This is a genomic window from Nannocystis punicea, assembly GCF_026965555.1.
GTDB classification, from domain to species: domain Bacteria; phylum Myxococcota_A; class Polyangia; order Nannocystales; family Nannocystaceae; genus Nannocystis; species Nannocystis punicea.
The window spans coordinates 4898836-4918950 of sequence record NZ_CP114040.1 but is presented as its reverse complement, the minus strand read 5'-3'; the positions used below and the strand labels follow the sequence as shown (position 1 = coordinate 4918950).

18 protein-coding genes are annotated in these 20115 nt (G+C 71.4%); 13 read left to right on the top strand and 5 right to left on the bottom strand.

Features of this window, described 5'->3' with window-relative positions; genetic code table 11:
• Positions 1-29 precede the first annotated feature (29 nt).
• The gene (locus O0S08_RS19010; protein WP_269040602.1) at positions 30-1736 is read left to right on the top strand and encodes a M3 family metallopeptidase; all 1707 of its coding nucleotides are present in this window, start codon (positions 30-32) and stop codon (positions 1734-1736) included.
• Between the two features lie 234 nt (positions 1737-1970).
• Here the strand turns inward: O0S08_RS19010 and O0S08_RS19005 are convergent, their stop codons facing one another.
• Entirely contained in the window at positions 1971-3167 is a 1197-nt protein-coding gene (locus O0S08_RS19005; RefSeq protein WP_269040601.1) for a PQQ-binding-like beta-propeller repeat protein, read from the bottom strand.
• A 558-nt stretch (positions 3168-3725) separates the two neighbouring features.
• Here O0S08_RS19005 and O0S08_RS19000 point away from each other — a divergent pair.
• The 7 genes from O0S08_RS19000 to O0S08_RS18970 all read left to right on the top strand — a co-directional run bounded on the left by O0S08_RS19000 (position 3726) and on the right by O0S08_RS18970 (position 12149).
• The gene (locus O0S08_RS19000) at positions 3726-5543 is read left to right on the top strand and encodes a M20/M25/M40 family metallo-hydrolase (protein WP_269040600.1); all 1818 of its coding nucleotides are present in this window, start codon (positions 3726-3728) and stop codon (positions 5541-5543) included.
• 178 nt (positions 5544-5721) lie between these two features.
• Positions 5722-6687, top strand: coding sequence for a malate dehydrogenase (mdh, locus tag O0S08_RS18995; RefSeq protein WP_269040599.1), 966 nt, complete (start codon positions 5722-5724; stop codon positions 6685-6687).
• On the top strand, positions 6687-7886 hold the full coding sequence (sucC, locus tag O0S08_RS18990) for an ADP-forming succinate--CoA ligase subunit beta (protein WP_269040598.1): 1200 nt from the start codon (positions 6687-6689) through the stop codon (positions 7884-7886). The genes mdh and sucC overlap by 1 nt, the downstream gene beginning before the upstream one ends.
• Positions 7883-8776 carry a succinate--CoA ligase subunit alpha gene (gene sucD / locus O0S08_RS18985; protein WP_269040597.1) on the top strand — a complete coding sequence of 298 codons (894 nt, stop codon included), beginning with the start codon at positions 7883-7885 and terminating at the stop codon, positions 8774-8776. Before sucC ends, sucD begins: the two co-directional genes overlap by 4 nt.
• 164 nt (positions 8777-8940) lie before the next feature.
• Positions 8941-10038 (top strand): DUF4215 domain-containing protein, encoded by a 1098-nt coding sequence (locus tag O0S08_RS18980; RefSeq protein ID WP_269040596.1) that lies wholly within the window; start codon positions 8941-8943, stop codon positions 10036-10038.
• A 282-nt stretch (positions 10039-10320) separates the two neighbouring features.
• Positions 10321-11241 (top strand): lysophospholipid acyltransferase family protein, encoded by a 921-nt coding sequence (locus O0S08_RS18975; protein WP_269040595.1) that lies wholly within the window; start codon positions 10321-10323, stop codon positions 11239-11241.
• A complete protein-coding gene (locus tag O0S08_RS18970) occupies positions 11238-12149 on the top strand; it encodes an NAD-dependent epimerase/dehydratase family protein (RefSeq protein WP_269040594.1) in 912 nt (303 codons plus the stop codon). The genes O0S08_RS18975 and O0S08_RS18970 overlap by 4 nt, the downstream gene beginning before the upstream one ends.
• Before the next feature lie 40 nt (positions 12150-12189).
• On the opposite strand, the gene O0S08_RS18965 is transcribed toward O0S08_RS18970, so the two are convergent.
• The gene (locus O0S08_RS18965; protein WP_269040593.1) at positions 12190-12882 is read right to left on the bottom strand and encodes a hypothetical protein; all 693 of its coding nucleotides are present in this window, start codon (positions 12880-12882) and stop codon (positions 12190-12192) included.
• 371 nt (positions 12883-13253) lie between these two features.
• Here O0S08_RS18965 and O0S08_RS18960 point away from each other — a divergent pair, with 371 nt between their 5' ends.
• From O0S08_RS18960 to O0S08_RS18940, 5 genes are all read left to right on the top strand, one after another.
• Positions 13254-13832, top strand: coding sequence for a hypothetical protein (locus tag O0S08_RS18960; protein WP_269040592.1), 579 nt, complete (start codon positions 13254-13256; stop codon positions 13830-13832).
• A gap of 2 nt (positions 13833-13834) precedes the next feature.
• On the top strand, positions 13835-14707 hold the full coding sequence (locus O0S08_RS18955; RefSeq protein WP_269040591.1) for an NAD-dependent epimerase/dehydratase family protein: 873 nt from the start codon (positions 13835-13837) through the stop codon (positions 14705-14707).
• Between the two features lie 42 nt (positions 14708-14749).
• Positions 14750-15646, top strand: coding sequence for a hypothetical protein (locus O0S08_RS18950; RefSeq protein WP_269040590.1), 897 nt, complete (start codon positions 14750-14752; stop codon positions 15644-15646).
• A 226-nt stretch (positions 15647-15872) separates the two neighbouring features.
• On the top strand, positions 15873-16409 hold the full coding sequence (gene lspA, locus O0S08_RS18945) for a signal peptidase II (protein ID WP_269040589.1): 537 nt from the start codon (positions 15873-15875) through the stop codon (positions 16407-16409).
• A gap of 143 nt (positions 16410-16552) precedes the next feature.
• Positions 16553-17143 (top strand): signal peptidase II, encoded by a 591-nt coding sequence (locus O0S08_RS18940; protein ID WP_269040588.1) that lies wholly within the window; start codon positions 16553-16555, stop codon positions 17141-17143.
• A gap of 261 nt (positions 17144-17404) precedes the next feature.
• On the opposite strand, the gene O0S08_RS18935 is transcribed toward O0S08_RS18940, so the two are convergent.
• The 3 genes from O0S08_RS18935 to O0S08_RS18925 form a co-directional block, all read right to left on the bottom strand.
• Positions 17405-18670: a chorismate-binding protein gene (locus tag O0S08_RS18935; RefSeq protein WP_269040587.1), complete on the bottom strand. Its 1266-nt coding sequence runs from the start codon at positions 18668-18670 to the stop codon at positions 17405-17407.
• Positions 18667-19266 (bottom strand): CDP-diacylglycerol--glycerol-3-phosphate 3-phosphatidyltransferase, encoded by a 600-nt coding sequence (gene pgsA / locus O0S08_RS18930; protein ID WP_371879540.1) that lies wholly within the window; start codon positions 19264-19266, stop codon positions 18667-18669. The genes O0S08_RS18935 and pgsA overlap by 4 nt, the downstream gene beginning before the upstream one ends.
• Before the next feature lie 77 nt (positions 19267-19343).
• Entirely contained in the window at positions 19344-20036 is a 693-nt protein-coding gene (locus O0S08_RS18925; RefSeq protein ID WP_269040585.1) for a lytic transglycosylase domain-containing protein, read from the bottom strand.
• Between the last annotated feature and the right edge of the window lie 79 nt (positions 20037-20115).

The window sequence follows — 20115 nt, the reverse complement described above, 5'->3', positions numbered from 1 at the left end:
GGGCCTTCTGCGGTGCTACCCTGGCCGGCGTGTTCGGCTCGCTCCCGCCGCCGCCGCGGCGCTACTTGCCAGCCCGCGTGCGCCTCGATCGGCTCGCCGACGTCGAGGCCTGCTACGGCGAGCTCGGCGCGCGGCCGCTCCCGGCCGACGATCCGTGGACCCTCGAGCAGTGGCTGCGCGACTGGTCCGAGCTCGAGAGTCACCTCGCCGAGGAGCAGGCGCGGCGGCAGATCGAGACCAGCTGCAGCGCCGACGATCCCGAGGCCGCGCGCGCCTGGCTCGCGCAGGTCGACATCCTCGGCCCCGGCTGCAAGCCGCTGCGTCACGCCCTCGCTCACCGGCTCGCCGAGCATCCGGCCGCCGGACGCCTCCCGCCCGGCCACGCCTGCGCCCTCGCCGTCCTGCGCGGCCGCGCCGAGCTCTACCGTCCGGCCCTCGTCCCGCTCGAGGCCGAAGAGCAGCACCTGTGCGCCGATTACGGCCAGCTGCGGGCCGGCATGCGCTTCCGCTGGGACGGCGTCGACGCGCCCCTCGTCCAGGTCGAGCGCAGCGAGGACCACCCCGACAGGGCCCGCCGCGAGGCCGCCTGGCGGACCGTCGCCGCCGGCTTCCGCGCCGTGAAGCCCGAGCTCGATCACCTGTTCGATCGCCTGCTCGCCAACCGCCGGGCCCAGGCCGCCGCCGCCGAGCTGCCGGAGTACCGCGCCTATCGCTTCCGCCGCCTCGGCCGCCTCGCCTACGGCCCCGACGACTGCCTCGCCCTGCACGACGCCGTCGCCGCCGAGTTCGTCCCGCTCGCCGCCCGCGTCCTCCGCCGCCGCGCCGCCGCGCTCGGCCTGTCCGCCGTCCGCCCGTGGGACCCCGCGGTCCTGCCCGGCGGCCCGCTCGCCCCCTTCACCCGCGAGGAGGAGCTCATCGCCGGCTGCGCGCGCGCCTTCGAGGCCGTCGATCCCGAGTTCGCCCGCCAGTTCTCGCGCCTCGCCGAACATGGCCTTTTGGACCTGATGTCGCGGCCAGGCAAGGCCGCCGGCGCCTTCCAGGTCCACCTCCCCGCCAGCGGCCTCCCGTTCGTGTTCGCCGGCGCCGTCGGCCGCCACGAGGATCTGCTCACCGTCTTGCACGAGGGCGGCCACGCCTTCCACGCCCTCGCCTGCGCCGGCGACCCGCTGATCTGGAACCGCCGCCCGCCGATCGAGTTCTGCGAGGTCGCCGGCATGGGCATGGAGCTGCTCGGCGCCGCCCACCTGGACGCCTTCTACGACGCCGACACCTGCGCCCTCGCGGCCCGGCACCAGCTCGAGCAGCTCGTCCTCTTCCTCCCGCACGCCGCCGCCATCGACGCCTTCCAGCACTGGGTCTACACCCGCCCCGACGAGGCCCGCGATCCGGAGGCTCGCGACGCCGCCTGGCTCGCGCAGCACCGACGCCTGTGCCCGGGCGTCGACTGGAGCGGCCTCGAGGCCGATCGCGCCGCTCTCTGGCAGCGCCGCCTGCACGTCTTCGAGCTGCCCTTCTATTACATCGAGTACGCCATCGCCGGCCTCGGCGCCGTCCAGCTGCACCGGCGGGCCCTCGCCGAGCCCGCGACCGCCGTCGCCGACCTCCGCCGCGCCCTCGGCCTCGGCGCCCGCGCCCGCCTGCCCGACCTGTTCGCCGCCGCCGGCCTGAACTTCGGGACAGATCGCAGCAGCGTCGGCCGGGCCGCCGCCGCGTGTCGCGACCTCCTCGACCTGTGACTCGCTCGTAAGCAGTCGCCCACCCGACCTGTTCGCGGCCACCGGCCTGAACTTCGGGACAGATCGCAGCAGCGGCGGTCGGGCCGCCGCTGCCTGCCGCGACCTCCGCGACCTGGGACTCACTCGTACGCGGTCGCGAACCCGACCTGTTCGCCGTCGCCGGCCTGAACTTCGGGACAGTTCGCAGCGGCGTCGATCGGGCCGCCGCCTGCATGGACCTCCTCGACCTGGGACTCACTCGAACGCGGTCGCGAACGTGTGATAGGCGTCGAAGTTGACCGCGCCGGAGGCGAAGATCGTCCCCGCCTCGTCGATCGCCACGTCGACCTCCCACGAATCGCTGTCGCAGCCGTACACCGCCAGCTTCGCCCCGGACCCGTCGAGCCGCGCCACCATCGCGCGGAACGGGGGCTCGTTGCTGTACTCGCCGCCGACCGCGATCTCGCCGCTCGCGTTGACCGCCAGGTCGCCGAAGCCCCACATCTCCTCGATGAACGTGTCCCACAGCGGCGTCCCGTCGGCCGCGAATTTGCCGATCTTCACCGCCGACGACCCGATCTCGGCCCCGACCACCACCGCGCCCGCGCCGTCGATCGCCGCCGTGCTGAGCACCGAGAGCTCCCACGGCCGCGTCCACAGCTCCGCACCGCTGGCGTCGAGCAGCCTGACGCCCTCGTTCCACACCAGCGCCGCCATCGCCCCCGACGCCCCGATCGCCGTCACCTCGAGCTGCTCCTCGACCTCGAGATCCCACAGCAGCGTCCCGTCGGCCGCGTGCTTGACCATCCGCGTCCCGTCGCCGACCGCCGCGCGATCGCTGTACACCGTCGTCCCGTCGGCCGCGACCGCGATGTCGTAGCCCCACGCGTAGCCCTGATCGCGCGGCCCCAGGTCGCGCTCCCACAGCATCGCCCCGGCCGGGTCGAACTTGCGCAACCACTTCCGCGGCGACACGCCCTCCTCGTCGCGGAACATCCCGTAGCCGTTGCCCGCGGCGTCGATGTCCCAGTGGACCGCGCCCGACGGGATCGGCGCCGTCGCAACCAGCGTCCCCGCGGCGTCGAACTGACGCGCCAGACCGAAGCTGAACACCCGCGCCCGCCCGTCGGCCGCGAGCGACACCTGGCCCGCGCCGCTCGGCTCCGGATCGACGAACAGCCACGCGCCGCCCTCGCACGCGAAGTCCTCCGGCGTCGACCCCGAGTCGGTGTCGTGTCCCCCTCCCGTCGTCGTCTCGTCCGGTCCGTCGGTCGTCTCGCCCGGCCCGTCGGTCGTCGCCAGGCTGGTGGTCGTGTCGGGCACGGTCGTCGTCCCCTCGCTCCCGCCGCCCGTCATCCCCTCGCTGTCGCTCCCACCGCCCGTCGTCCCCTCGCTGACGGTCCCGCCCGTGACCCCCGGATCCTTCGGATCGCAACCTGTCACGACAGCCATGAACCCAAAGACATGTCCGATGTACCATGTTCTAAGCCACATATTCATCTCCTCGTTCGCGGCCGCGAAGGCCGTGTACATTCGTCGCTCGTCGGCACGCCCGGGCCACGCACCCCCACGAGGACCTCGCGTTCGGCGCGCCATCCGCGTCGAGCCGGCCCACGAACCTCTGTGAGCCCCCGCTCGCGGGTGTCGCTCCCGGCGCCCGCCACCTGCGTCGCCGGCCGCCCGGAGCTGACCGAAGAGACAGGTTCGAGCGCGCGCGGCGAACACCACCGGGAGTGTGGCTCGCCGCCGAGAGTCGCAGCCCGAAGCGACGCCGCATCTGCCGCTTCCGCAAGCAAACGCCGTACCTTTCGATCCTCCCGAGAATCCCCAATCCTCTCAGGAGGCGTCCTCGCGCGTAAGTCCGATCACGACCGCCGCGCCCGACCCTGACCGGCGCCCGCGCCCGTCATGAGTCCGGAGGGTCATGTCTCCCGGGACAGCTCGCTCGCATCGCCGGCCCGGGCCCCGCCTCTTGCGCCGCTCGTCCGCGCTCGCGCATCCTCTCGCACCATGTCGTCGTCCCGCGCCACCTGGCTCTTCCTCGCCTCCTTGCTCGCCTGCCGGCCCGAGCAGCCGACGCAGACCCCGACGAGCCAGCCCGAGTCCGCGAGCGACACCCCGCGCACCGCCCTGCGCGACCCGCCGCCGGTCGACCGTGAGCGCCTGCGCGGCCACCTCGCCTTCCTCGCCGACGACGCCCAGGAGGGCCGCCCGCCCGGCACCGCCGCCGACCAGCGGGTCGAAGAGCACATCGAGCAGGCCTTCCGTCAGCTCGGCCTGCAACCTGGCTTTGGGGACAGCTACCGCCAGAGCTTCGAGTTCACCGACGGCGTCGTCCTGCGGGCCGGCGAGCAGAGCATCCTCGAGCTCGGCGGCAAGCCGATCGCCCACACCCTCATCCCGTTCGCCGCCGCCAGCGCCGCCCCGGTGGCCGCCAAGGTCGTCTACGTCGGCTACGGGATCCCCGGCGACACCCCCGACAGCGGCGACTACGCCAAGATCCTCGACAAGGTGAAGGGCGCCATCGTCGTCGCCCGCAGCGGCGCGCCCGCCGATCCGCACAGCGACCCCGCCAAGTCGCGCGTGCAGTCGAAGCTCATCGCCGCGCGCGATCGCGGCGCCGTCGGCTTCATCCTCTGGCGGCCGGACGTCGCCGTCCCGTACCCCAACCACGGCGAGGCCAACGACCTCCAGCTGCCGGCGCTGACCGTCTCCGCCGCCGGCACCGCCGACCTGCTCAAGGCCTTCGGCAAGAAGGGCCCCGTCACCGCCGAGAACCCGCACGGCGGCCTCAAGGTCGGCGCCACCAGCAAGGGCTCGCTGCACAGCCCGATCCAGCGCGTCACCGCCACCACCGCCAACGTCGCCGGCCTGCTCCGAGGGACAGGTCGCAAGCGGATCGTCCTCGGCGCGCACATGGACCACCTCGGACACGGCAGCAGCTCCTCGCTCGCGCCCGGCGTCGACGCCATCCACAACGGCGCCGACGACAACGCCTCCGGCGTCGCCGCCCTGCTCGGCGTCGCCGCCGCCCTCGCCCAGCTCCCGCCCGAGGCGCGGCCCTTCGACCTCCAGTTCGTCGCCTTCGCCGCCGAGGAGATGGGCCTCCTCGGCAGCAAGCGCGTCGTCGAGTCGCTCTCGCCCGACGCGCGCCAGGACATCGTCGCCATGCTCAACTTCGACATGGTCGGGCGCGTGCGCGACAACACCGTCATCGTCGTCGGCACCGGCACCAGCAGCGTCTGGCCGGGCCTGCTCGACCGGGCCAAGGTCGACCCGCAGGACGCCGCACGGACCCTCGTCGTCAAGCCGAGCGAGGACGGCTTCGGCGCCTCCGACCAGGCCAGCTACTACGCCGTCGACATCCCCGTCCTCCACTTCTTCAGCGGCGCGCACGACGACTACCACCGGCCGAGCGACGACTTCGACAAGATCAACCTCGACGGCGCCGCCGCGATCGCCGACCTCAGCGTCCGCCTGGTCGCCTTGATGCTGCGCGAGCAGCCCGTCCTCGACTTCAAGAAGGTCGCGGCCGCGACCCCGCGCGGCGGCGGCTTCCGCGTCTCGCTCGGCACCGTGCCCGACTACGCCGCCAACGCCGACGGCATGAAGCTGTCGGGCGTCCGCCCCAAGAGCCCCGCGGAGGCCGCCGGACTGCGCGCCGGCGACATCATCGTCAAGATCGGCAAGCGCGAGATCCACAACATCGACGACTACATGGCCAGCTTCGGCGAGCTGCAGCCCGGCGTCGCCGTCCCGCTGGTCGTCGATCGCGAGGGGACGAAGGTCGAGCTGACGATCACGCCGGCGGCTCCCACGCGTCAGTAGTCGCCGGGTCCGATTCGCCGTCGATCGGCCGTCCGGATCGGGCGCATTTTCGCACCTGCAGCCGAGAATCACGCCAGAGCGCGGGATCTGCGTTCATCGGCCGCTTCGCCGCCGTTGCTCCGATGCCGCTGCGGCTGGTATATGCAGCGCGGACCTCCTAGGGGGAAAGATCTCGCACATGTCACGTCGCAACAAGATCACGATCGTGGGCGCCGGTAACGTCGGAGCGACGGCCGCGCACTGGGCCGCCCAGAAGCACCTCGGCGACATCGTCCTCGTCGACATCGTCCAGGGCGTACCGCAGGGCAAGGCGCTCGACCTCGCCGAGGCCGCGCCGGTCATGGGCTTCGACCTCAAGATCGTCGGCACCAACGGGTACGACGAGACGGCCGACAGCGATGTCGTCGTGATCACCGCCGGGGTCCCGCGCAAGAAGGACCCGGTGACCGGCAAGTTCACCAGCCGCGACGAGCTGGTCGAGATCAACCGCAAGATCGTCGGCGGCGTGACCCGCGAGATCGCGAGCCGCTCGCCGAACGCGGTCCTGATCTGCGTCTCGAACCCGCTCGACGCCATGTGCCACGTCATGTACGCCGAGTCGGGCTTCCCCAAGGAGCGCGTGATCGGCATGGCCGGCGTGCTCGACACGGCGCGCTACAAGTACTTCATCTCCGAGGCGCTGAACGTCAGCGTCGACGACATCCACGGCATGGTCCTGGGCGGCCACGGCGACACCATGGTCCCGCTGCCGAGCCACACCTCGGTGGCCGGCATCCCGCTGACGGAGCTGCTGCCGCAGGACAAGATCGACGCGATCATCCAGCGCACGCGCGGCGGCGGCGGCGAGATCGTCGGCCTGCTCGGCTACTCCGGCTACTACGCGCCGGCGGCGGCCTCGGTGGCGATGGTCGAGGCGATCGTCCGCGACCGCAAGCGCGTGCTCCCGTGCGCCGCGCTGCTGGGGGGCGAGTACGGCTACAAGGACCTCTTCATCGGCGTCCCGTGCGTGATCGGCAAGGGCGGCGTCGAGAAGGTCATCGAGATGAAGCTCGGCGACAAGGAGAAGGGCATGCTCGAGGTCTCGGCCAACGCCGTGCGCGAGCTGGTGGCCCTCCTGCCCTACGGGAAAGGCCAGGCGACCTGATGAAGATCCACGAGTACCAAGGCAAGGAGCTGCTGCGCGGCCTCGGCGTGCCGGTGCCGCTCGGCGGCGTCGCGTTCACCCCCGGCGAGGTCAAGATCGTCGCGGCCGACCTGATCCAGCGCACCGGCAACCCGGTCGTCGTCGTCAAGTCGCAGATCCACGCCGGCGGCCGCGGCAAGGGCCGCTTCGTCGAGCAGCCCGAGGTCGGCGGCGTCAAGGTCGTCAAGTCGGCCGAGGAGGCGGCGCAGTACGCCGAGAAGATGCTGGGCAACACCCTCGTGACCATCCAGACCGGTCCCGAGGGCAAGAAGGTCCAGCGCGTCCTGGTCGAGCAGGGCATGAACATCGCCCGCGAGCTCTACCTGGCCATCACCCTCGATCGCGCCACCGGTCGCAACACCGTCATGGCCTCGACCGAGGGCGGCATGGACATCGAGGAGGTCGCCGCGCACACGCCGGAGAAGATCCTCAAGGAGTCCATCGACCCGGCCGTCGGCCTGCAGGCGTTCCAGGCGCGCAAGCTGGCCTACGCGCTCGGCCTCGTCGACCCGGTCGCCCCGCGCTTCGTCAAGTTCCTGCTCGCGCTCGCGGCCGCCTACGACCGCCTCGACTGCGCCCTGCTCGAGGTCAACCCGCTGGTCGTCACCGGCGACGACCAGGTGCTCGCGCTCGACAGCAAGGTCTCGTTCGACGACAACGCGACCTTCCGCCACAAGGATCTCGAGGAGCTGCGCGACCCCGCCGAGGAGGACCCGAGCGAGCTCGAGGCCAAGAGCTGGGACCTCAGCTACGTCAAGCTCGACGGCAACATCGGCTGCATGGTCAACGGCGCCGGCCTGGCGATGGCGACCATGGACATCATCCAGTACGTCGGGGCCAAGCCGGCCAACTTCCTCGACGTCGGCGGCGGCGCGACCGCCGAGCGCGTCACCGCGGCGTTCAAGATCATCACCCGCGATCCGAACGTGCGCGGCATCCTCGTCAACATCTTCGGCGGGATCATGAAGTGCGACACCATCGCCACCGGCGTCATCGCGGCGGTGAAGGAGGTCGGCCTCCAGGTCCCGCTGGTCGTCCGTCTCGAGGGCACCAACGTCGAGCTCGGCAAGAAGATGCTCGACGAGAGCGGCCTTGCGATCACCACCGCCAGCAGCCTGCGCGACGCAGCCACCAAGATCGTGGAGCTTGTCAAGCCATGAGCGTCCTCGTCGACAAGAACACCCGCCTCATCGTCCAGGGCATCACCGGCAAGGTCGGCCTCTTCCACGCCGAGCAGTCGCTCGCCTACGGCACTCAAGTCGTCGGCGGCGTCACGCCCGGCAAGGGCGGCGAGACCGTGCTGAACGGCCGCGTCCCGGTGTTCCACACCGTGCGCGACGCCGTCGAGAAGACCGGCGCCAACGCCAGCGTCATCTTCGTGCCGCCGCCGTTCGCCGCCGACGCGATCATGGAGGCCGCGGAAGCCGGCGTGCCGCTGATCGTCTGCATCACCGAGGGCATCCCGGTGGCCGACATGGTCAAGGCCAAGCGGTACCTGCAGGACAAGCCCGGCTCGCGCCTGCTCGGCCCCAACTGCCCCGGCATCATCACGCCCAAGCAGTGCCGGATCGGCATCATGCCCGGGTATATCCACACCCCGGGCCGCGTCGGCGTCGTCTCGCGCTCCGGCACCCTCACCTACGAGGCAGTGCATCAGCTGACCACGCTCGGCCTCGGCCAGAGCACCGCGATCGGCATCGGCGGTGATCCGGTCAACGGCACCAACTTCGTCGACTGCCTCAAGTTGTTCCAGGACGACCCGGAGACCGAGGGCATCATCATGATCGGCGAGATCGGCGGCTCGGCCGAGGAGGACGGCGCAGCCTTCATTCGCGAGCACGTCACCAAGCCCGTGGTCGGCTTCATCGCCGGCGTCACCGCCCCCCCGGGCAAGCGCATGGGCCACGCCGGCGCCATCATCTCCGGCGGCAAGGGCACCGCCGAGGCCAAGCTGGCCGCGCTGCGCGAGGCCGGCGTGACGATCGCCGACACGCCCTCCGACCTCGGCTCGACCATGGCCCGCGTCCTCGGGGCCAAGACCAGCGCCTGATCGTCGGCGCACGCGCGCGCGGGCCCGTGGTGTCCTGGCGACATCCGGGCCCGTTCTCGTTGGTCGACGCGCAGCTTCGCCCCGATCGACGTTTTGGCGCGGAGGCCCGGCGCACTGCGGCAAACACGCTTGCAATCGCGCACAGGCCGGCCTACCGTCCTTATATGCGCAGATTAGGATGGTTGCTGGCGTTCGCGGCCTGCACGCCGACGGAGAACATGACGACCACCGCGGAGCCGATGCAGACGACCGGCTCGACCACGGAGGACGAAGGCACGGGGATCCAGACCGTCACCGGCAACCCGACCACCGTCGACACCGACGGCACCGCGACGACGCCGGATCCGACCGACACAGTCACGTCGCAGGGCCCGACCAGCGAGCCCACCACCTCCACCACCGAGCCCGTCGGCGAGTGCGGCAACGGCGTCGTGGAGGGCGCCGAGCAGTGCGACGACGGCAACGACGATGACCTCGACAGCTGCACCTCGCTGTGTCGTGCGCCCGAGTGCGGCGACGGCATCATCCACGAGGGCGAGGACTGCGACGACGGCAATCAAGAGAACACCGACACGTGCACTGCCATGTGCCTGCTCCCGGTGTGCGGCGACGGCTGGGCTCAGCCCGGCGAGGAGTGCGACGACGGCAACGACAGCGACGTCGACGGCTGCCTCGCGGGCTGCGTCGCCGCCGGCTGCGGCGACGGCATCATCTGGGACGGCGTCGAGGTGTGCGACGACGGCTTCAACGACAACAGCTACAACGGCTGCGCCCCCGGCTGCAGCGAGCTCGGCCCGACCTGCGGCGACGGCGAGGTGTACAAGGTCGACATCAACGAGTCCAAGGGCTTCGAGTACTGCGACGGCGCCGATCCGTACGCGGGCGTCGGCTGCACCGACGAGTGCTTCTACGACTTCGCCTCGGTCCCGCAGCTGTACTGCGCCGGCACCTGTTCGTGGGGCGGCGCCTCGGGCTGCGACCAGGCCGACGCCGACGTGTTCTGCAAGCTGCGCACCGGCAGTCCGACCTCGAAAGCCACCATGTTCACCCTCGGCGCGCCGCTCGAAGCCGGCGGCTTCCCGTGCTCGAACATCGGCGTGCCCATCGAGCTCAACGGCGAGGACCCGCGCATCTCTCTCGGCCCGCTCCCCGACTACGGCGTCAACAAGACCGTTTATTATCAGCTCGCGCAGATCAAGACCTCGCACGGCGGCAACGCGAGCTCGACCATCCTCGGCAGCACCTTGAAGTGCTCGGGTTAGTGCCGCGACCGGGCATCGCCAGTCGTCCTCGCGCCGGAAGCCGACAGGCTTGCGCGGCGCGAGGACAGGGCTTGTCGGCCCGCTCCGTGACCGGCGAGCGTCGCGGCCCGCGTGGCGGAGAACGAGCGAGGCCGGCTCGAAGTGCCCCGACCGTCGCACGCGTCCGGCCCCGGCGCGCGGTCCGGACCGCAGCGTCCTGGGCCGCACAGAACCTCGCTCGCCGCGGCTTCTCGCGTGCGACTTGCTTCAGGAGCCGGGCCGCCTGAGACTTCCTCGAGCCGGATGGGACCGTTCCGCCTCGAGACTCTCACCAGCCGCGACGTCCGGGACCGCCTCGAACGTCTCGAGCTCCCGTTCAATCAATACGGCATGGATCCGTTCGGGATCTCCAAGAAGCACCTCGGCGTCTTCTATTCGATGCTGGAGGTGTTCTACAAGAACTACTTCCGCGTGAAGTGCTTCGGCATCGAGAACGTGCCGGAGCGCGGCGGCGCGATGCTCGTCGGCAACCACTCGGGCGGCCTCCCGGTCGACGGCGGCATGGTGCTCGCCTCGCTGTTCTTCGCCCGCGAGCTCCCGCGCCACGCCACCGGCATGGTCGAGAAGTTCGCCGGCAACTGGCCGTTCGTGTCCGAGTGGTTCTCGCGCGTCGGCCAGCTGCCCGGCCTGCCCGAGCACGCGGTGCGCCTGCTGCAGGACGGCCGCCTCCTGATGATCTTCCCCGAGGGTGCGCGCGGCACCGGCAAGCTCTTCAAGGATCGCTACCGCCTGGTCCAGTTCGGCACCGGCTTCATGCGGATCGCCCTGCAGACCGGCGCGCCGATCGTGCCCTTCGCCTTCATCGGCGGCGAGGAGGCCCTGCCCACCGTCTACCACGCCAAGACTCTGGCCAAGGTCGTCGGCGCGCCCTACTGGCCCGTCCCGCCCTACCTCGTCCCGTTCCCGCTGCCGCTCGGCTGCGAGATCCACTACGGCAAGCCGATGCACTTCCCCGGCACCGGCCGCGAGCCCGACGAGGTCATCGAGGGCTACGTCGAGCAGGTCAAGAGCGTCGTCGAGCTGTTGGTCCTCCGCGGCTGCGCGCTCCACCGCCAGCGCACCGACGGAACTTTCGAACAGGAACCAAAGGACAGCCCGTCCGACCCCTCGCCCGACGCGCCCGACGCGTCGTCGTCCTCCGGCCCGAGCGACCCCGAACCATGAAGATCCTGATCACCGGCATCAACGGCGCCCACGCGCGCATGGTGGCCCTGCGCCTGCGCGCCCGCGGCGACGAGATCCTCGGCATCGACCGGCGCCCCTGGCCCGACGCGCCCGAGGGCGTGCACGTGTTCCAGACCGACGTGCGCAAGCGGCCGGCCGCCGACGTGTTCCGCCAGCACCGGCCCGACGTCGTCATCCACATGGCGACGATCACCCACTTCACCGCCAGCGCCGAGGAGCGGCTGCGGATCAACCTCCACGGCACGCGCCTCGTGTTCGAGTACTGCCACGAGTTCGGCGTCAAGCAGGCCGTGTTCGTCGGCCGCCACACGATCTACGGCGCCGCCCCCGACGCGCCGCTCTACCGCACCGAGGAGGAGCCGCCGCTGGCCGTGTCGACCTTCCCCGAGCTGGCCGACCTGGTCGCCGCCGACCTGTTCGCCGCCGCCGCGCTGTGGCGCTGGCCCGGGCTCAAGACCGCCGTCCTGCGCATGGTCTACATGCTGGGTCCGACCCATCGCGGCACCCTCGCCAGCTTCCTCGGCGGACCGCGGGTGCCGATGATCCTCGGCTTCGATCCGCTCTACCACTTCATGCACGACGAGGACGGCGTCGAGGCGATCGTGCGCGCCGTCGATCACCAGCTCAGCGGGATCTACAACGTCGCCGGCCCGCCGCCGGTGCCGCTGTCGACGCTGGCCCGCGGCACCGGGCGCCAGCCGATCCCGATCCCCGAGCCGCTCTTCAAGTACAGCGCCGGCCGCTTCGGCCTGCCCTACCTGCCGCCCGGCGCCGTCGCCCACATCAAGCACCCGATCGTCGTCGACGCCACCGCCTTCCGCCGCGCCACCAACTTCGAGCACAAGCACGACGCCCACGCCGTCATGGTCAGCTTCCGCGAGTCCTGAAGGACATGTCGTGAAGAGCATGTCCGCAGGGACATGTCCTTCACGACCCGCGGTACATCCCCGGCCGGTAGCGCAGCAGCGCCACCTCGAACGCCTCGAAGTGCTCGGCCAGCAGCTCGACCCGGCGCGTCAGCGCCGCCAGCTCGACCGGCGCCAGCTGCGGATCGCGAGCCTCCGCCCGCCTGGCCGGCAAGGCGGACCTGTCCGCGGGGACAGCCTCCAGCGCCTCGCCGAGCAGCACCGCCTCGATGTCGCGGGTCGAGATCCCGACGTGCGCGACCAGCTCGCGCTCGTCGGCGCCGAGCTCGCGGACGCTGCGGATCCAGCTCCACACCCAGGCGTCGATGGCCACGTCCGCCGGGTCGGCTGCCTCGACCGCAAGGCGCAGCGCGCGTGTCTCTCGGGCCAGCTCGGCCACGCGTGGCGGCAGGTGGTCGAGGGCCAGCGCCGCGTCCGCCCCTGCCAGCGCTTGCCGCTCGATGAGCCAGCCCGGGCGAGCCAGCACCCCCGAGAACGACGCGAACGCGATCGTCCCCAGCGTGCTCGCGAAAAACACCAGTTCGAGCGGGTCAAACACGCCGCGGATGAGGGCGGTGACGATCACGGCGATCGTCGAGACCACCGCCCAGATCGCCAGGATCTTCGCTCGCCTGCGGCGCTCGAGCCGACGTGACTCGACCGCCGCAGCGACCCGCTGGTGGCGAGCGGTGCGCGTCTGCGCCCGAATCGTCATCGCCACTTCGTCGCCCCGTTCCACTGGCACCAACCGCAGCGTAGATCACACTCGCGTCGTCGGCAGTGTCCTGGGTGCCCTCACCCCCGGAGCCTCTCCGTGCAACCCCGAACTTCCTCGACTGCCGCAACAGGCGTTAGAATCGGCGCACGCGCCCCGGTCTACGGTGCGTGCCTCATCCCTCGCTCGCAGGAGTCCCCATGACCCAGGCTACCACCTCGGACCGTCCCCTGCCTGTCACTACTGGTCGTCGCCGACGTCGCCTCGGCCTCGCCGCCGCGGTCCTCGGCGCCGCCCTCCTCGGCAGCACGGTCGCTCCCACGGACGCTGAAGCAGCCGTCCCGCGTGTGCTCCGGCCAGGCACCCGGCCGATGCAGTTCCTGTTCGGTGTCGGCCCTTCGTGGGGCATCGGCGGCTCGTCGTACTACTACGGCCCCGGCTCGCCCGGATACTACGGGTGCGGCGCTCCGGGCTTCCCCTGCGCCGGCTTCGGCGGCTACGGCTCCTTCAAGCTGACCCAGGAGTTCAGCGGCCACTTCAGCGGCAACGCCTCGGGTCCCGCGCTCGGCGTCCTCCTGAACGAGGAGTTCGGCTACCGCCGCTTCGGCTTCGTGATCGCCCCGAAGTTCACCTACGACATCCAGCTGAAGCGAGACCTCGGCCTCTACCTCTCGCCGAACGTCTCCCTCGGCTACCAGTTCATGTCGTGGAACTACTTCGACGGCGGGTACTACTACCGGTACCCGTACCACGCCGCCAACCTGCAGTTCGGCATGGCGCTGAAGCTCATGCTCGACGACCGCTGGATCGTCTGGCTGCAGTTCCCCCACTTCGACATGAGCCTCGGGCCCGGTAACCGCTACTACGGCTGCGGCGGCCCCGGCGTGTACTGCCCGACCTTCTTCGTCGCCCGCCTCGACCTCCTGTTCGGCGGCGGCGTCTCGTTCTGAGCGTGCCCGCCGGCGCGTCCCCTCTGCCCACCTCGATCGCCGTCGTCGGCGCCGGCTTCCTCGGCGCCCCGGTGGCGGCCGCGCTCGCCGGCGCCGGCGACTCACCTGTCCTCGCGACCACGCGCTCGGGGACATGGCCCAACGGACATGTCCCCGCGGGCATCGAGCTCCGCGCGCTCGATGTCGTCGCGCGCGCTCCGCTCGAGATCGCCGCGGCCCTCGCCGGCGCGCGCGCGCTGGTCGTCTGCTACGCCCCCGGCAAGCAGCAGGACCGCCGCGACCTCTACATCGAGGGCACCCGGCGACTTCTCGCGGCCGCGGCGACCCTCCCGCTCGCGCGCCTCGTCTACACCTCCTCGACCTCGGCCCTGCCCGACCGCGACGCCTGGCTCGACGACGACTGCGCCGAGTGGCCCGACGAGCCGCGAGGTCGCGTCCAGCGCGAGGCCGAGGAGCTGGTGCGAGACGCCTGCGCTCGCCATGACGTGCCGTGGACGATCCTCCGTCTCGGCGGCCTCTACGGCCCAGGCCGCGAGCTGTTCCGCCTCTATCGCGGCGCCGCCGACGACGCCGTCCTGCCCGGCGACGGCATGCAGCCGACCAACCTGATCCACCGCGACGACGCCGTGCAGGCCGTGCTCGCCGCGTTGAGCCTCCCGCCGGATCAGCGCAGCGTCGTCAACGTCGTCGATGACGATCACACCCCGCGCCGCGAGATCTTCGCGCGCCTCGCCGCCCTCGCCGGTCGCCCCCCCCCGCGGTGGGAGCGGCCGCCCGGCCCGGCCGCGATCGGCAAGCAGGTCGGCAACGCGCGCCTGAAGACGCTCCTGCGAGTGTCGCTCCTGCATCCCTCTCACACCCCGGAGAGCCCCTGATCTTGCGTGCCCCGGGCGGGTGGTTAAACCCCTGAGCACGCCATGAACGTCGCCGCCGCCGTCACCCACCTCCTTCCTCTCCCGGCCGGTGGCGGCGTCGCCGCCCCCCTTGATGTGGTCGAGCTCCAGTCCGAGCTCGACGTCCTCGCCGACGAGGCCCTGCGCGCGCGCCGCCAGGGCCTCTCGCTTCTGACTGCCGTTCGCGACCCGCGTTTCCCGGCGCTCCAGAACTTCCACCAGGGCCTGCGAGACGCCCTCTTCCTCGAGATCCCGGAAGAGCTGGAGCCTTGGGCGCGGCTTGCCGCGAACGGCGCCGGCAATCCGCCGCTGCAGCACATGCTCGTCGACTTCGCCCGCGGCGGCGACGACGACCGGCGCGGCGCCCTCCAGGCCGCTCTGGCGGAGCTCCTGGTGTTCGAGGCCATCCGCCTGCGTCTGTTCGTCACTGCCTTCCGCGGCGAGGAGTTCGAGGTCGTCGGCGGTGAGGAGTCGGACGTCGACGCCATCGCCTACGCCGAGGTCGCCACGCTGCTGCACCGCCCCGAGCTCGCCGACCCCGAGGTCCGCCCGCTGACCGTCCTGCTCGCGGCCGCCTCGGTCTCGCTCGCCCGCGACGCCCAGACACGCGCCGAGGAGCTGCGCGACACCGGCGAGGACACCCGTGAGGAGCTGCGCATGCGTGCCCGCCTCCGCGCGGCCCTCCGCGAGCTCCGCTTGCCGGAAGCGGTCCTCCTGGAGAACGCTCTCGCCGCCCTGCTCGGCGAGGAACGGCGCGAGCTCACCGAGCTGCAGGCCGAACGTCCCGTCGCCCTCGACGGCATGACGCGCCAGGCCATGGATCAGCGCGTCTCTCGTGGCCGGCGAGCCCTCGCCCATCCGCGGTCGACCTGGCCGCGCCGCCGCCGACCGGCCCTGTTCGACCTGCTCCAGCGCTCCTGAAGCTCCGCCAGCGGACGCGCCCGGCTGAGTCCGCTCGTCGGACTTCGAGCACCCCGCCCGATCGCCGTCCCCTTCGCCCTCGCGTCGACCTCGGCGAGCCCCGCGGATCTCTCCGCGCCGTACCGCTGCGCCGTCCCCGGCGAGCCCGATCGTCGATCTACAGCACGGTTCTCGTCGCGCCAACGGGTTCACGGCGGGCGCGACCCTGGTATGCTCCGCGCCCGCCATGGCCGCCCCACCCGAACCCACACGCGGACCGCGGATCGCCCTCGCTGCGGTGATCGCTGCTCTCAGCCTCGGCCTCGACCTTTGGAGCAAGGCGTGGGTCTGGAACAACCTGCGCGACCAGGCGGCCTGGAAGGTCAGCGACAAGCTGCTGCACTTCGACTTCGCCTGCAATCCCGGCTCGGCCTTCGGATTCCTCAACGACGTCGACTGGGCGCGCTACTTCTTCATCGTCATCACCCTGGCCGCGGTCGGCTACCTCGTGCACCTCGCGCGGACCTTGCCGACCACCAGCCGCGCCGCCTTCGTCGCCATCGGTCTCATCGCCGGCGGCGCCCTCGGCAACCTGCACGACCGACTGGTCCGGGTCTATGCCGGCGACTACTGCGTGGTCGACTTCATCGTCGTCTACCTCTGGGGCGGCAAGACCTGGCCGGCCTTCAACATCGCCGACGCCGTCCTGGTCGCCGGCGTGTTGTTGTTCTTGCTCGTGCTTCCGCGCACCGAAGCTGCCGCCGACGGCCGCGCCGCTTCGTGAGCGCGTCACCCGCGGCTGCGCTGCGACCTCGCAAGCTGCCCCAGACTGCCCCTGGCGACCTCCCCGGGGCTTCCGGCGGCAGCGGCGGCTGCGCTTGCTCGCCCGGGTGCCTCGGGTACACTGGCCGGGTTTAGCGGCCCTACATGAGCGACACGCCAGCTTCGAAGTCTGCCCGGCTCCGGCCGATCCTCGTCACCGCGTCCGCAGCCGCGGTGTTTCTGATCCTCGACCTCGTGACCAAGAGCTGGGCCTGGGACAACCTCCGGCCGCCGAACAAGGCGATCGCCGCGATCGGCAACTGGTTCCACTGGTCCTACAGCTTCAACACCGGGTCCGCCTTCGGCTTCCTGCGCGGCCAGGACTTCTCGCGGCCCCTCTTCATCCTCGTCACCCTGGTGACGGTGGTCTACATGGCCGCCCTCGTCCGCAAGCTGCCGACCGACCGCCTCTACGGCTTCTTCGCCATCGGCAGCATCATCGGCGGCGCCCTCGGCAACATGCACGACCGCCTGCTGCGCCAGGACGCCGACCCCTTCGGCAACCTCAGCCACGGTGTGGTCGACTTCATCCGCGTGTGCGCCCCCTGGAACCCCCGCGGTCTGTGCTGGCCCAACTTCAACGTCGCCGACATCGCCCTCGTCGTCGGCGTCCTCCTGCTGATCCCCTACTTGATGTTTCACGCGCAACCGCCTGAAACAAAAGAGAATCCTCCCGAGACCAAGGCCGCAGCCTGAGCCTGATCGGGCCCCGAGCCCGCTCGACCTGGATGTCGCCTGACGCCTTGCTCGCGCCGCCCCGCAAACCAGATGCGGGAGTCTCACCGGCAGACCCGAGACTGCCGGGCACCGAAGACCCGGTGCTTTCGGCTCCTCGCTCGTGCCCAGGAGTCGCACGAACGGCACGCGAGACTCTCGCGCAGTGAAGACCGAGCCCGGGAAGCGCCGCCATGACCTTCCACGCGTAGTTGCGCGGCCGGGGCTCGAAAACGTGGCCTCTCAGCCCCGTTCGAACGCGCGCACCTTCGCCCAGCACTCGTGGCGTTCGGCCTCGGGATCCGAGTCGATCACGATCCCCCCGCCGCTCTGCAGCCACAGCCCCGCCGTGTCGGCGATCCCCGTGCGGATCGGGATGCTGCAGCGCAGCCCATCGGGCGTCAGCGCCACGATCGCCCCGCAGTAGATCCCGCGCGCCCGTTGCTCGAGCCGCTCGATGTGTTCGGCCGTGCGTCGCTTCGGCGCCCCGGTCACGCTCCCGCCGGGAAACACCGCCGCCACCACCTCCGGCAGCGTCCATCCGCGACGCAGCGTGCAGCGGACCTCCGACACCAGGTGGTGCACCGTCGGCAGCGTCACCAGTTCCGGGCGGGCCGGCGCACGGACCGAGCCGGGGTGCGCGATCCGGCCGAGATCGTTGCGAACAAGATCAACGATCATCACATGTTCGGCCAGATCTTTCGTGCTCTGCGTCAGCTCTTCCCGGGCCGCCCGATCGCCTGCCGGATCTGCGCCACGCGGACGCGTCCCCTTGATCGGCCACGAGCGCGCCAGGTCGCCCCCGTCCTCTCCGGCACCCAGCTCGATCGCCAGCAGCGTCTCCGGCGAGTTGGAGATCACCCAGCGCCCGCACGGCCGCCCGGCCTCGACCGCCAGCAGCGCCCCCATGCTCGCCGGGGTCGCCGCCTGCACGGCCGCATACGCGGCCGCCGCCCTGGCCGCCAGCGGCCGACCCGCCCATTCCGGCAGCCACCTGGCCACGAACGGCTGCGTCAGGTTGATCTGGTACGTCTCCCCGGCGGCGATGAAGTCCTGCGCCCGCCGCACCCGCGCGCGATAGTCCTCGGCCGCCATCAACGCCTCGACCGGACCGAGCGGCCACGCCTGTCCCTCGGGCCAGCTGCTGCCGGCGAGCCGCGCCAGCAGCTCCGCCCCGGCCCGCGCGTCGCCGTGGATCCGCTCGCGCGCTCCGAGCTCGAGCGTTGCCCGATAGCGGCGGAGCACCAGCCCCGGCAGCGTCGCCGCGGTCGCCGGGCGGCCGAGCATTTCCGCGGTGCCGACCTCGTAGGTCAGCCAGCCGATCCACACGAAGGTTGGTTCGGCCCGCCAGAACGCCTCGATCGCCGGCAGCGCCGACAGGTCGTCCGCTACCACCTCGAGGTCGGGCTCGACGGCCACGAACCCGCGTCCGCCACCGCCGTCGAGCCACGCCAGCGCCCCGCCCGGCTCCGACGCGGCCAGCGCCGCGATCTGGCGCGCGCGGCTCACTCGGCGTTCTTCTGCGCCAGCGCCTCGCGGAAGCCGAACGTGTAGTCGACCGCGCTGATGATCGACACGAACACCGACAGCCCGAGCAGGACCAGACCGACGCGGTGGAAGTCGAGCGCCTCCTCGACGCCCGGCAGCCGGTAGCGGTAGTGCATGAGCAAGAACGAGATGCCCGTCAGCTGGAACGCGGTCTTCGCCTTCCCGCCGGCGCTCGCCGCGATGATGATGTTCTCCGAGCTGGCCAGCGAGCGCAGCCCGTTGATGTAGAACTCGCGGGTCAGCAGCAGCACCACCAGCCACGCCGGTGCGCGGTCGTCCATGACCAGGTAGACGAGCACCGCCGCCACCATGATCTTGTCGGCGAGCGGGTCGACGAACTTGCCGAACACCGTCACCAGGCCGGAGCGGCGGGCCAGCCAGCCGTCGATGAGGTCGAGCAGCGACGCGACCGTGAACAACAGCGACGCCAGCACGCAGCGCCACGGGTCGGTCTTGTCGATCAACATGAGCACCGGCGGAATGAGGAACACCCGGCCGATGGTGATCATATTGGGGAGATTCAGGATCTCCCGGCGGAAACCTTCGTATCTCTTCACAGAGGCGGCGGGAGCCTACCGCGAAGCCCGGGCCAGGTCCAAGACAAGACGCGCCTGCCGGCGAGATCGGCGGCGACTCACGGCCCGGCGATCGCCCGCGCGGGGCTCGCCCCGCCGGCCCCGTCCTGAAGCAGCCGCTCGTAGGCGTAGAACCGGCGCAGGATCGCCTTCACGTACGCCCGCACGCCCGCGTGGGGCGGTACCCCACCGTACTTCTGCACCGCGCCTGCGCCCGAGAAATAGCCGGCCGCCACCAGCACCATGTCGCCGCCGAACCGGTTGGCCAGGAGGCGCAGGAACTTGGCCCCGCCGTAGATGCTCTGGCGCGGGTCGAACGGCTGCTGGACCCCGAGGAAGCGCGCCGTCGACGGCATCAGCTGCATCAGCCCCATCGCCCCGGTGCTGCTGACCGCGCCGGGATAGTAGTTGCTCTCAGTGTGAATCACCGCGCGCACCAGCGACTCGGGCAGCTGATACAGCCGCGCCGCCCCGCGGATGTGCGTCTCCCAGCGGCGCGAGCGTTCGTCGGCCATCGCCTCGGCGACCTCGACCTGGGGATCGCGGCGCGGCGCCGAGGGTTCCGCCTCCGAGGCGGCCGTCTTGGGCGCACCGCCTTCGCCGCCGCTGCCGGGCATCTCCTCGACCTCGCGCCGGCCCGCGCCGACAGCGCGAACGGGAGTCACGTGGACCACCCCCTGCGCGTCCGTGTAGCGGCGGTAGGTCGGCTCCGCCGCACCGGCCGGCAGCGCGACCAGGCTCGCCGCCAGCACCGCCCACCTCGCCCCTCGGCGCCCGCGCGGCAACATGGGCCGATTCGCTCCCACCGACCCAGCCTATCGCCGCCACGGA

Coding starts and splice junctions, on each gene's coding strand:
- O0S08_RS19005 (WP_269040601.1), bottom strand. CDS start 3,167: ATGGCTGTCGTGACAGGTTGCGATCCGAAGGATCCGGGGGTCACGGGC.
- O0S08_RS19000 (WP_269040600.1), top strand. CDS start 3,726: ATGTCGTCGTCCCGCGCCACCTGGCTCTTCCTCGCCTCCTTGCTCGCC.
- mdh (WP_269040599.1), top strand. CDS start 5,722: ATGTCACGTCGCAACAAGATCACGATCGTGGGCGCCGGTAACGTCGGA.
- sucC (WP_269040598.1), top strand. CDS start 6,687: ATGAAGATCCACGAGTACCAAGGCAAGGAGCTGCTGCGCGGCCTCGGC.
- sucD (WP_269040597.1), top strand. CDS start 7,883: ATGAGCGTCCTCGTCGACAAGAACACCCGCCTCATCGTCCAGGGCATC.
- O0S08_RS18980 (WP_269040596.1), top strand. CDS start 8,941: ATGCGCAGATTAGGATGGTTGCTGGCGTTCGCGGCCTGCACGCCGACG.
- O0S08_RS18975 (WP_269040595.1), top strand. CDS start 10,321: ATGGGACCGTTCCGCCTCGAGACTCTCACCAGCCGCGACGTCCGGGAC.
- O0S08_RS18970 (WP_269040594.1), top strand. CDS start 11,238: ATGAAGATCCTGATCACCGGCATCAACGGCGCCCACGCGCGCATGGTG.
- O0S08_RS18965 (WP_269040593.1), bottom strand. CDS start 12,882: ATGACGATTCGGGCGCAGACGCGCACCGCTCGCCACCAGCGGGTCGCT.
- O0S08_RS18960 (WP_269040592.1), top strand. CDS start 13,254: ATGCAGTTCCTGTTCGGTGTCGGCCCTTCGTGGGGCATCGGCGGCTCG.
- O0S08_RS18950 (WP_269040590.1), top strand. CDS start 14,750: ATGAACGTCGCCGCCGCCGTCACCCACCTCCTTCCTCTCCCGGCCGGT.
- lspA (WP_269040589.1), top strand. CDS start 15,873: ATGGCCGCCCCACCCGAACCCACACGCGGACCGCGGATCGCCCTCGCT.
- O0S08_RS18940 (WP_269040588.1), top strand. CDS start 16,553: ATGAGCGACACGCCAGCTTCGAAGTCTGCCCGGCTCCGGCCGATCCTC.